This is a genomic window from Haloarcula sp. CBA1122 (assembly GCF_009741785.1).
GTDB lineage: Archaea > Halobacteriota > Halobacteria > Halobacteriales > Haloarculaceae > Haloarcula > Haloarcula hispanica.
The window spans coordinates 1-11,752 of record NZ_WPCB01000018.1; the positions used below are offsets into that span (position 1 = coordinate 1).

General features: G+C 64.4%; 12 protein-coding genes and 1 pseudogene. 9 read left to right on the forward strand and 4 right to left on the reverse strand.

Annotated elements, in window-relative coordinates:
• The 9 genes from mutS to GJ630_RS09150 form a co-directional block, all read left to right on the forward strand.
• On the forward strand, window positions 1-1,598 hold a 1,598-nt coding region (mutS, locus tag GJ630_RS09110; protein WP_191449765.1), incomplete at its 5' end, for a DNA mismatch repair protein MutS.
• A gap of 74 nt (window positions 1,599-1,672) precedes the next feature.
• Complete coding sequence (locus GJ630_RS09115; protein WP_191449766.1) at window positions 1,673-3,613, forward strand: ATP-binding protein; 1,941 nt, start codon at window positions 1,673-1,675, stop codon at window positions 3,611-3,613.
• 99 nt (window positions 3,614-3,712) lie between these two features.
• Complete coding sequence (locus GJ630_RS09120) at window positions 3,713-4,729, forward strand: ABC transporter ATP-binding protein (protein WP_050037208.1); 1,017 nt, start codon at window positions 3,713-3,715, stop codon at window positions 4,727-4,729.
• 19 nt (window positions 4,730-4,748) lie between these two features.
• Window positions 4,749-5,594 (forward strand): ABC transporter permease, encoded by an 846-nt coding sequence (locus GJ630_RS09125; RefSeq protein ID WP_014041581.1) that lies wholly within the window; start codon window positions 4,749-4,751, stop codon window positions 5,592-5,594.
• A 141-nt stretch (window positions 5,595-5,735) separates the two neighbouring features.
• Window positions 5,736-6,542 (forward strand): outer membrane lipoprotein carrier protein LolA, encoded by an 807-nt coding sequence (locus tag GJ630_RS09130; RefSeq protein ID WP_225306729.1) that lies wholly within the window; start codon window positions 5,736-5,738, stop codon window positions 6,540-6,542.
• Between the two features lie 61 nt (window positions 6,543-6,603).
• Window positions 6,604-7,788 carry an outer membrane lipoprotein carrier protein LolA gene (locus tag GJ630_RS09135; RefSeq protein ID WP_151102643.1) on the forward strand — a complete coding sequence of 395 codons (1,185 nt, stop codon included), beginning with the start codon at window positions 6,604-6,606 and terminating at the stop codon, window positions 7,786-7,788.
• A gap of 363 nt (window positions 7,789-8,151) precedes the next feature.
• The gene (locus GJ630_RS09140) at window positions 8,152-8,523 is read left to right on the forward strand and encodes a helix-turn-helix domain-containing protein (protein WP_044952077.1); all 372 of its coding nucleotides are present in this window, start codon (window positions 8,152-8,154) and stop codon (window positions 8,521-8,523) included.
• 1 nt (window position 8,524) lies between these two features.
• Window positions 8,525-8,836 (forward strand): hypothetical protein, encoded by a 312-nt coding sequence (locus GJ630_RS09145; protein ID WP_050037211.1) that lies wholly within the window; start codon window positions 8,525-8,527, stop codon window positions 8,834-8,836.
• A 70-nt stretch (window positions 8,837-8,906) separates the two neighbouring features.
• Window positions 8,907-9,356 carry a hypothetical protein gene (locus GJ630_RS09150; RefSeq protein WP_014041585.1) on the forward strand — a complete coding sequence of 150 codons (450 nt, stop codon included), beginning with the start codon at window positions 8,907-8,909 and terminating at the stop codon, window positions 9,354-9,356.
• A gap of 14 nt (window positions 9,357-9,370) precedes the next feature.
• Here GJ630_RS09150 and GJ630_RS09155 read toward each other — a convergent pair whose 3' ends face one another.
• The 4 genes and pseudogenes from GJ630_RS09155 to GJ630_RS19515 form a co-directional block, all read right to left on the reverse strand.
• The gene (locus tag GJ630_RS09155) at window positions 9,371-9,571 is read right to left on the reverse strand and encodes a hypothetical protein (RefSeq protein ID WP_008307333.1); all 201 of its coding nucleotides are present in this window, start codon (window positions 9,569-9,571) and stop codon (window positions 9,371-9,373) included.
• Window positions 9,572-9,634: 63 nt separating this feature from the next.
• Window positions 9,635-10,139, reverse strand: a pseudogene (locus tag GJ630_RS09160) (hypothetical protein).
• 89 nt (window positions 10,140-10,228) lie between these two features.
• Window positions 10,229-11,497, reverse strand: a complete 1,269-nt coding sequence (locus GJ630_RS09165) for an HAD family hydrolase (RefSeq protein WP_080510090.1) — start codon at window positions 11,495-11,497, stop codon at window positions 10,229-10,231.
• Between the two features lie 107 nt (window positions 11,498-11,604).
• Window positions 11,605-11,748: a hypothetical protein gene (locus GJ630_RS19515; RefSeq protein ID WP_004590504.1), complete on the reverse strand. Its 144-nt coding sequence runs from the start codon at window positions 11,746-11,748 to the stop codon at window positions 11,605-11,607.
• Window positions 11,749-11,752: the final 4 nt, after the last annotated feature.

Consider the following 11,752-nt stretch of genomic DNA (forward strand, 5'->3'; position numbering starts at 1 on the left):
TGGCCGAGTCGCCGCTTGCCGACGCGCTCGACGGGGCCGACCGCGAGGCGGCCGACGCGCTGGCCGCGGACCTCGACAGCGCACTGGTCGCTGACCCGCCGGGAACGATCCGGCAGGGCGGACTGTTCAAACGGGGGTACGACGACGACCTCGACGAGATCATCGACGAGCACGAGGCCGCTCTGGAGTGGCTGGAGACGCTGCCGGACCGCGAGAAGGAGCGGACCGGCATCACCCACCTCTCTGTCGACCGGAACAAGACCGACGGCTACTACATCCAGGTCGGCAAGAGCGAGACCGACGCCGTCCCCGAGGAGTACCAGCACATCAAGACGCTGAAAAACTCGAAGCGGTACACGACACCCGAACTCGACGAGAAAGAGCGGGACGTGCTGCGCTTGGAGGAGCGCCGCCACGACATGGAGTACGAGCACTTCCAGCGGCTCCGGGCGCGCGTGGCTGAGCACGCGACGCTACTGCAGGACGTGGGCCGGACGCTGGCGGAACTGGACGCATTCGCGTCACTGGCGGTCCATGCCGTCGAGAACGACTGGACCCGGCCGGCGGTCGTCGACGGCAACGAACTGTCCATCGAGGCCGGCCGTCATCCGGTCGTCGAACAGACCACCGAGTTCGTCCCGAACGATCTCTACATGGACGACGACCGACAGTTCCTCATCGTCACCGGGCCGAACATGAGCGGGAAGTCGACGTACATGCGCCAGGCGGCGCTCATCACGCTGCTTGCCCAGGTGGGCAGTTTCGTGCCAGCGCGGTCGGCGACAGTCGGTCTGGTGGACGGCATCTTCACCCGCGTCGGCGCGCTGGACGAACTCGCACAGGGCCGCTCGACGTTCATGGTCGAGATGCAGGAGCTATCCAATATTCTCCACTCGGCCACCGACGAGTCGCTGGTGATTCTGGACGAGGTGGGTCGCGGAACCGCTACCTTCGACGGCATCTCTATCGCCTGGGCGGCGACGGAGTACATCGTCAATTCCATTCAGTCCAAGACGCTGTTTGCCACCCACTACCACGAGCTGACGGCGCTGGGCGAGGAACTGCCGACTGTCGAAAACGTCCACGTCGCGGTCGACGGCGAGCCCCGGTCTGCGGGCAGCGACGGCGACGTGACGTTCCTCCGAACGGTCCGGGACGGCCCGACCGACCGCTCCTACGGCGTCCACGTCGCCGACCTTGCCGGCGTCCCCGAGCCAGTCGTCGACCGCTCACAGGCGGTGCTCGACCGACTGCGCGACGACAAGGCTATCGAGATTCGCGGCAGCGAGCAGAATGACGGCGGAACGACACAGGCCGTCTTCGACCTGGATTCGGGGCAGTTCAGGGACGGCGCGGCCGGGTCGGCGGGCACGTCAGCCGATTCGGGGACTGAGCCGGTTGCGGCCGACGGCAATCCCGAACACGCGCCCGGCGAGTCCGCAGCCGAGGGTCCTGCAGGCGACGCGGCTGCAGCGTCGCTCGACCCGGAAACCGAGGCCGTCCTGTCGGAACTGACGGAACTGGACGTCAACGAGACGCCGCCGGTCAAGCTGATGGCGAAGGTACAGGAGTGGCAGGCTGAACTGGACGACGAGTAGCAGACGCCACCCGATTTTCAACGGAGATACTCACGCCCGAAAGGGTATAGGGGAGTTGTCACTGCTAGAAGGCAATGACCGACCGGATCCGCGTTCTCCACGTCGACGACGACCCGGCTGTCGTCGAAGCGGCCACGAGCGCTCTGGAACAGGAGCACTGTGGCATCACGGTCGAGACAGCGACGAGCGTTGCCGACGGCATCGAACGGCTCGACAGCGACGCGTTCGACTGTGTCGTCGCCGGCTACGACCTGCCGGAGCAGACCGGCGTCGAGTTCCTCGACGCGGTCCGCAAGCGAGCGCCGGACCTGCCGTTCGTCCTGTTCACCAGCGAGGGGAGCGAAGCAGCCGCCAGCGACGCGATTTCCGCCGGTGTCACCGAGTATCTCCGGGTCGACGGCGGCGCCGAGCCGTACGCACGGCTCGCACACACCGTCGTCGACGCTGTCGAACGGACAGCCGACAACATCGAACACGCACAGAGCACGCGACGCGAGCGTGCTATCGAGGAGTTACACTCCACCGCCAGGGCGTTCATGCGAGCCACGACTGAGGATGCGGTTGCCCAAGTCACAGTGGACACCGCCAGAACCATCCTCAATATGCCGGCCAACGGCGTCCACTTCGCCGACGGCGACAGCCTGTATCCGGTCGCCTGGACCGAACAGGTCGAGGAACTCATCGGCACGCCCCCGGTGTTCGAAGCCGGAGAAGCGCTCGCGTGGCAGGCTTTCGAAACCGGCGAGGCCCGGGTCCACGACGATATCACGTCGAACCCGGACCGGTACAATCCGGAGACGAATATCCGCAGCGAGCTCATCCTTCCGCTCGGGGACCACGGCGTCCTCCTCATCGGGTCGAGCGAGGTCAGTGCGTTCGACGACACGGACGTCACACTCGCACGGACGCTCTCGGTCCACGCGACGGCGGCGCTTAACCGTCTCGACCGTGATCGCCAGCTCCGCGAGGAACGCGAGTTCATCGACCAGGCGCTGGATACGCTCGACGACCTGTTCTACGTCATCGGCACGGACGGCAGCCTTCGGCGGTGGAACGAGCGCATCCCCGAAGTCACGGGATACAGCGACGACGAAATCGGCGATATGGCTGTCGCTGACTTCTTCCCCGATGACGAGCACGGGGCAGTCGAAGCAGCGATAGACGAGACGCGAACCACCGGCCGAGTAACTCTCGAAGCCGAGATTCTGACTGCCGATGGAGAGCGGATTCCGTACGAGTTTGCCGGCACCCGGTTGACAGACGCTGATGGAGCGGTCGCCGGGACCGTGGGTATCGGGCGGGACATCTCCCAGCGCAGGGCGTACGAACGGCAACTGGAGCGAAAGAACGAGCGCCTCGACGAGTTCACCAGTATCGTCAGCCACGACCTCCGAAACCCGCTGACAGTCGCGGAGGGGAATCTGGAACTGGCCAGAACAGAACGCGACAGCGACTATCTCGACGAGGTGTCGCGTGCCCACGAGCGAATGCGAGCGCTGATAGACGACCTCCTCACCTTCGCACGCGCCGGCGAAACGGCGACCGACCTCGAATCCGTCACGCTCGCAAACATCGCCGAGGAGTGCTGGCAGACCGTCGAGGGGGACCGGGCGACGCTCGTCGTCGAGGCCGACCGTCAGATCCGGGCTGATACGGCGAAACTCCGCCGGCTGGTGTCGAACCTCCTCCGGAACAGCGTGGAACACGGATCCACGCGCGCTCAGGCACCGTCCGACCGCACCGCGGAACACGACGAGGAGAACCTAACTGTGCGGGTCGGGACAGTCGAAGACACGGATCGGCACGGTTTCTACGTCGCCGACGACGGGCCGGGCATTCCATCGGAGGACCGCGAACAGGTGTTCGAGGGGGGCTACTCGACCGGCGAGAACGGGACCGGGTTCGGGCTCAAAATCGTCCAGCGGATCGCCGAGGTTCACGGGTGGACGGTCACAGCCACCGAGAGCGAGGCCGGCGGCGCGCGGTTCGAGGTGACAGGGCTCGAACCTGCCTGAGCAGACAGGCCAGTCGCCAAGTGCGGGCCAGCGACATCTGCGGCAGGCCCACTGCGGGACGTGACTGACCTTTTGGTTCTGAAGCCCTCAGTATGGGTAATGTCATCCCAGCGCCCTTCCCAGCGGGACTCGCAGACCGCCGAGCAGTCGGCTGCGCCGCGGGACGGAGCGACGCCTGCACTCGCCGTGGAGGGGTTGTCAAAGCAGTTCGGCAGCGGTGCAGACGCGGTGACGGCCGTCGACGACGTGTCGTTTCGCATCGAGCAAGGCACCGTTGTCGGCCTGCTGGGACCCAACGGGGCGGGCAAGACAACGACGATAAAATCGATTCTCGGGCTGGTGTTGCCTGATTCCGGAAGTGTTCGGATACAGGGTATCGACATGAGCGAGAAACCGCGGGCAGCCTACCGCCACGTCGACGGGATGCTCGAAGGGGCGCGAAACGACTACTGGCGGCTGACTGTCCGGGAGAACCTGCGCTATTTCTCGACCATCAAGGGCGTCAAGCCGGATGCCGTCGCCGACCGTCACGAGCGGCTACTGGAGAAACTCGACCTCCTGGAGAAGGCCGACGAGTCGGTCCGGGACCTCTCCCGCGGGATGAAACAGAAGGTGTCGCTGGCGAGTGTGCTGGCCAGCGAGTCCGATCTGGTGTTTCTCGACGAACCGACGCTGGGACTCGACGTCGAAAGCTCGCTGACGCTGCGTCGGGAACTGCGCCGCATCGTCGACGAGCGCGACCTCACGGCTGTCGTCAGCAGCCACGACATGGACGTCATCGAGGACGTCTGCGACCGGGTCATCATCATGAACGAGGGAGAGATCATCGCAGACGACAGCGTGGCGGCCGTCCTCGACCAGTTCACCGCGAACGCGTTCGCCGTCACCAGTCCGGACATCACCGACGACCTGCTTGCGACCGTCCGGGAGCGCTTCGAGGTGGTCGACGTGACGAGCGTCGAACGGGGCCGGCGCGTCGAGGTAGCGACCGATAGCGACGGGTTCTACCGCCTGCTTGCGCTGTGTCGCGACCACGATGTGACGCTTGCCACCGTCGGCACGGTCGAACCGGGTCTGGAGGACGTGTTCGTCGAAATCACGGGGCAGAAACGATGAGAGTGGCGGAGACGAGACGATGACCGCGAGCGCCGACACGCGCACAGAGGACAGTGATGGGACCAGTGCCCAGGCTGTCAGAGCCGCCATGCAGGCGGGCTATCTCGACCTCGCGCGGGCGGTGCTGTACCGCGAGTACCTCATCTTCGTCCGCTATCCGGCCAACGCCGTCGGCGGTATCGTCATCTCGGTGTTTTTCTTCGGCCTACTGTTCTACGGCGGCCGGATGCTCGCGGGACAGGCGATAACCGACTCCATCGAGGGCATCATCGTCGGCTACTTCCTGTGGTCGCTTTCCGTCGGCGCGTACCAGTCCATCTCGAACGACATCGGGAGCGAGGCCCAGTGGGGCACGCTCGAACGGCACGTCATGACGCCGTTTGGCTTCGCGCCGGTCGCGTTCTGCAAGGGTGTCGCGAAAGTCGTCCGGACGTTCATCACCTCGACAGTGGTGCTGGCGGTGATGCTTGCGATTACCGGGACGACGCTCCAGTTGAACGTCCTTACCGTCGTCGTCGTCGCGTCGTTGACCATCGCCTCGGTGCTTGGTCTGGGATTCGCTGCCGGCGGCGTCGCGGTGCTGTACAAGCGCATCGGGAACTGGCTCAATCTGCTCCAGTTCGGGTTCATTATCCTCATCTCCGCGCCCGTGTTCGAACTCGGCTGGACGCGGGTGCTGCCGCTGGCCCACGGGAGCGCGCTCCTCCAGCGGGCGATGGTCGACGGGACCCGACTCTGGCAGTTCTCGGCCATCGACTTGGGGCTCCTCGTCGGCGTCCCGGTCGGCTACGTCCTGCTGGGGTACGTCGTGTTCCAGTACACGACCCGTCGGGCCAGACGACTCGGCGTACTCGGCGACTACTGACTTCGGTAGACAGGAGGTTTTACTTGAGGTGCCGGTTATGTGATAGGTAACACTCTCGCTCGGGCTACGCACACAGCGTCGGGCGGTCCTCTGCCCTGCACCCCACAAATGGTCACTCGATATCTCTCATCGGAACGGCTGGTGCCCACCATTGCGACAGTGGTCGTCGTTGGTGTGCTGGCTGTTGCGACGTGGTCGCTCGTGTTCGCGAGTGACGGCGCCGCCGACCAACCCCAGATCGACAGGGACGTACAGCAACGCTACGAGTCGATAGACGGTGTCAGCGCGACCCAGACGACGATAGTCTCACAGAACGGGACAGTTACGAGCAGAACAACCTACGACGCGACGCTCCAACCGGGGACCCAGAAGAAACGGCTCGTACTCGTCAACAGTACGTCACAGGCGAATGACGTGCGTCTCTCGGACGGGTCGACGCTGTGGCTGTACAACGACAGTCGTGGAAGGGCAACACGAATACCCCTCTCCGAGACTGAGTCCGACAGAGGTGAGCGGCTACAGCGCCTCTTCACAAAACTCGACGAGTCGACAGCGGACCCCCGGTCAGTTGAACCACTCCCCGTTGTCCCTCGAGGCGAGCGATGGCCGGTCAACTCAACCGAGGGGATGACCGTCAGCTACCGGGGCACAGAGCCGGTTGACGGCCGCGAAGCGTACGTCGTCCATGTGACGCCGAGAAACGGGACAAAAGCATACGAGCAAACCGTCTGGGTCGACACACAGCGGTTTTTCCCGGCCAAGCAGCGGACTGCCTGGACGGCAGACGAGAAGCACACAGTCGTGACGACGAGGTATGCGAACGTCACGTACGACACCGGAGTTCCCCATGACGAGTTTGCCCCCGACTTCCCGGACGACACAGCAGTCAGCGTTCCGGAACCATCAGATAGGAGGTTTTACCTGCGCTGCCAGTTATGTGCTACATAATATTGTCGTTCAGACAGACCGAACGCAGTCGGGCAGTTCCCCACACCCGGTAACCTGATATATGGCCACTCGACACCTCACATCGGAACGACTGGTCCTCACCGTCGCGACGGTCGTCGTCGTTGGTGTACTGGCTGTTGCGATCTGGTCGCTTGCGTTCGCGAGTACCGGAACCGCTGATCAGCCCCAGATCGACGCGGACGTACAACAACGCTACCAGTCGATAGACGGTGTGAACGCGACACAGACGACGACGATCACCCGGAACGGGACAGTTGCGAGCCGGACGACCTACGACGCCGCGCTCCGGCCGGGGACCCAGAAGAAACGGCTGGTGGTCGTCAACAGCACCGTCGAGCGATACGACCGCCGAGTGTCGAACGGGTCGATGCTGTGGCTGTACGACCAGCGCCGCGCGAAGGCGACACGCATCTCTCTCAGCAAAACCGATTCAGACCAGGGTGAGCGGCTGCAGCGTCTGTTTGCGAATCTCAACATGGAGACGACAACCGACACGACGACCGACTCACCGTCGGTTGAGCCGTTGCCCGTCGTTCCCCGCAGCGAGCAGCGGCCGACCGTCTCTGCTGGCTCGATGAGCGTCAGTTATCGCGGTACTGAATCAATCGACGGGCGTGACGCCTACGTCATTCATGTGGCACCGAAAGACGACACAGCGGCCTACGAGCAGACGGTCTGGGTGGACACAGAGCAGTTCTTCCCGGTGAAAAAGCGCACTGCGTGGACAGCCGACGGTGAGCGAACAGTCGTGACGACGACGCACACGAACGTCACCTACGACACCGGTGTGTCCGAGGACGTGTTTACCCCCAACTTCCCCGACAACACGACTGTCACTGTCCCAGAGACGCCCGAAAGACAGACCTACGAGTCGGTCGGTGCGCTCGAAGCCGACACCGAGATCCAGGTTCCGGAGCCCGACATCCCGCCGGGGTACGAACTGACCTACGCGACGCAGACGCGGGGGCGGATCCACAGCGTCGGCCTCCGCTACATGAACCGGACCAGTCTCATCACTGTCGGCAAATACGACCGGCCCGCTAACAGGGACAGCGCCAGCGGAGCGGTGACAATCGACGGGCAACCGGCACAGGTCAGCTACGGACTGACAACCTCAGTTTCGTGGAGCTGTGAGCGCTACCGATACACCGTTCGCGGTGAGGGCGTGTCCGCGGACCGACTCGTCACGGTCGGCCAGTCAATCGGCTGTCCCGGCGGCGAGTGAGCACCCTCGCTGGCATATCAAGCCGCCGTTTTCTGGGCCAGAAGTTCGACTGCACGTTATATTATGGAACCGCTCCTCAATTCGAGTGCAGCGGCCCTGACAACACCGTGCCACCAGCGCCCTCCGGCAATAGCCGCTGTCTGTCCACCATACTGCCCTATGGTTCCCCAGGGCCGCCACCCTGGGGGGAATGTGAGCCAGGCCGCCCGCGAACTGGTCCCCTACCTCGCCCCACCTTCGCCCAAGGGCGGTGCCCTGACCCCACCGGTCTCCGCTGACACTGCGCCCTTCTCCGACGCGGCTGACTTCTGACTCGGAAACTGACGGGACCTTTTATTCGGGGACGGGACGTTGGTCCAGTACGTGAGTGAGGACCCGGCCGTGGGCGACATCCTCGACCTGCTCAGTGACGAGTACGCCCGGGACATCCTCGCAGCAACGAGTGTCAAACCCATGTCCGCGAAACAGCTCGCCGACCAGTGTGAGATGTCACAACCGACCGTGTACAGACGGGTCGAGTGGCTTCAGGAGTACGGCCTCATAGAGGAACAGACCCAGATAGAAACGGGCGGCAACGACTACAGCGTGTTCGCTGCCACGCTCTCGGAGTTCTCGCTGGCGCTTGCTGACGGTGACTTCGAAACCGAGATCGAGCGGACCGAACCGCCGGCGTTCCCGGGACAGGATGAACAGGACACCGCGGACCGATTCACAAAAATGTGGGAGAATCTCTGATATGGTCGCCATCGAGACGCTGATGGACTGGCTCATCACCGCCCTGGCGTTCGGCTCGACAGTACTGGGTGGATACGTCGGCTACCAGGCCTACCGGGGGTATCGCCGGCACAACAGCCGCGCGATGCAGTACCTCTCAGTCGGGCTGTTCTGCCTCACGGCGGTGGCCTTCGTCGTCGCGTTCACCGGGTCGGTCCTCCTTCGCCAGGGCCTGCTCGACAGCCAGTTCCAGCAACCGTTGACACTCGTCACTCGCGCCTTCCAGTTCGTCGGCGTCCTCTTTATCGCGTACTCGCTCCACTCCCGGGAGTGAGAGTCGGAATGTGTGTGGCGAATCACGGCCGTCCCGAACCGCTGAAGGGTCTCAGGGGGAAAGGATACGTATGGCGCAAACTGCGGGGGGACGGCCGACGGTCCGCATCGACGGGGCTGACCCGGTATTGCTCCCCTGGGACGTTGCACCCGAAACGCTCCCCTTCGATGTCGTCCGCGGCCCAGTCGCGTTCGAGTGTGCCTCCGGCGACCGGATCGAACGGGAGTACACCGGCATCGCTGTGTTCGACCTGTTAGAGGCGGCGGCGATGCCCGGCGACACGACCCACGTCCAGTTCGAATCGGCGAACGGCGACCTGGCGTGTATTCCACTTGCGGACCTCAACGACGCGGTGCTCGCGCTGGGCGACGGTCCCGGAACCGAGCCGGGGCGACCGCGGTTCGTCTCGCCCCGCGTGCTCGGCCCACGAACCGTCAAGAACGTCTGCCGGCTGCGGCCGCGGGCGCTCGCCGCCGGCGCTGACCGTGAGGCCTACGAGCGGCTGCCGCTGGACGAGTGACGCCGGACGACTGACTACTCCAGCAGGCCGATGTCCTTCGCCAGGCGGTCGGCGAGTTCTTCCAGCACATCGGGGTCGACCTCGGCGACCGGCTCACCGTCGTGGAGCTGCTCGTTGTGGCGCGCGACGGCGTCCTCGACGTCCTCGAAGGCGACCGATGTCCGCGTCCCGCACTCCTCGCATACGACCGGAATCTCGGGCTGGTCAGCTGTCATTAGCGGCAGTTTAGCTCGCTCCCCGATAAACGGACCGGAGCGTCAGCCGGGCGCACCTGGCAGTCACTCCAGGACGCTCTTGGGCCGCTTGAGGTAGAACGCCTGCTCGGTGACGCGCTCGTAGACGGCATACAGCGTCTCGACGGCGGCCAGGTCGGGGTCGAACTGCAGGTGCGGCGCGGTGTGGTACGCCTTGCAACTGGTCAGGAAGAAGTACAGCGTCCGGTGGTGGGCCGGCGTCGCGTCGACGACGCCCATCGACTGCCCGCCCAGATCGTCCGAAAAGTCGTTGAGCAGACCGGCAATATCGTCGTTCAGTTGCTCGTCGGGCCGAGTGAGCGGCGCACCGAGCGTCTGCTGGAGGAACTCGCTCGTCGCCCGCAGGAACGGGTTCGAGTCCATCCCCGTCGGGTCCACCCCACTGAACGCGTCGTACAGGTCGAGCAGCGCCGTCAGTTCGTCGTCGGTCAGCGCGATGGGTTTGACGGGGTCGCTGCGGGAGCGAGTAGTCCGGGAAGGAGTACGACTGCGGGTCCGGCACCTGCCCGAACACGGTATCGAGACTCATGGTAGCAGTTCGGTCGGCCGACGCCTAACTGTTGGGTGAGACGCACGTCCGAATCGGGAACGAACCACAGCAACAGATGGGGCGTCGGCTCACTCGCCCTGCTCGTCCAGTTGCTCAACGAGGCTAATACCGTAGATAGTCCGCAACACCGTGCTAGCGTCGCCGGCCTCGTACACCAGGTCGTCCCTCGAACTGACGTGGTCGAGCACGTCGGGCGAGGAATGCGCGGGCGCGGCGGCGATGCCGGCGTCGTTCTCGTCGACCCAGCGCATCACTCGCAGGTCGCTCTTGCTGTCGCCCATCACGAGCGCGAACGGGTCGTCGATGCCGAGCACGTCGAAGGCCTCCTCGACGCCGGCGGACTTGTCCAGTTCGAGGCTCACGAGTTCGGCCGCGTCGCCCTCGTAGTAGCCCAGGTCGACGCGTTCGAGGATGTCGCGGAACGCCTCGGGCGCGTCGTCGATGTCGGCGTCGGTCGACAGGCCGCCCGCCGCCAGCACGTCCAGAATCTCCGGGTCGCGGCTGAAGTAGGCCCGCGCGTAGCCTGCGGGGTCGTCGACTTCGGCGTCGACCTGTGTGGCGATAGCGTCGCCAACGAGGCCACAGAGGTACCGCAGCGACTCGTCGATGATTTCGACGGCGTTGTCGCTGCCGACCTCGGCGTTGGGTTTCAGCGTGACGTTGAACTCGTTGCCCTGGAGGTGACAGCGCTTGCCGACGGCGTCGGGGGCCTCCGAGAGGACTCGCCGCCGGACGGTCTCGAACACGTCCACGACCGCTTCGTCGAGGCGTTCGTAGAGCAGTCGCTTGGTGTCCTCGCCGTGTTTGGGCGTGAACACGCCGTTACCGGACTCGTAGACGATGCTCATCTGGCCGGAGGAGACGAGATCGTTGCCAAGCCCCTGTATCATGAACCCCTTGACGTTCTCCAGCGTCTGGCCGGTACAGACGACGATAGGGACGCCCGCTTCGTGGAACTGCGTCAGGAGATACAGCGTGTCACGGGGGATTTCGTTGTCGGTGTCACCGGCCGACCGGAGCGTCTCGTCGACGTCCAGCACGAGCACGTTCACCGACCGGTCGTACTTCGAGTAGAGGTCGAGCGCGGTAAAGGCCTCGTCGCGGGTCAGCCGAGCCGCGATTTCCGCATAGGTCTCGCCGGTCCCGGGAAACTCGTCAGTGATGTCGGATTTGAGAGCGTCAAGGCGGTCACTGGCGGTTTCCCACTGTTCCAGGGCGACAGTCGAGCTGAGCGGAGGAAACAGGTCGACGAACTCCTGATAGCCACGCAGCGTCGTCGTGTCTACGCTCTTATACAGACGGTAGAGTTGGTCGTATTGTTCCATGTCGATATCCACAGGATAGTGGCGACTAACGGCGAGCGTACTTTAGCTATCGGGTTTGCGATACTCACACACGACAAAAATGGCTGGTTTGCCAACACCGCATCGAAGGTGTGCCGCTGCTACGCCTCGTCGCCGCCGTCGGTCAGCACCTCGGTTTCGGTCGCCTCCTCGTTGAGGAAGGATGGGAGTTCCTCCTCGTCCTCGTCAGTTGCCTCGTCGTCCGCCGTCGCTTCGGTCCAGGAGCGTTCTCTATGGTGGCACATAGGT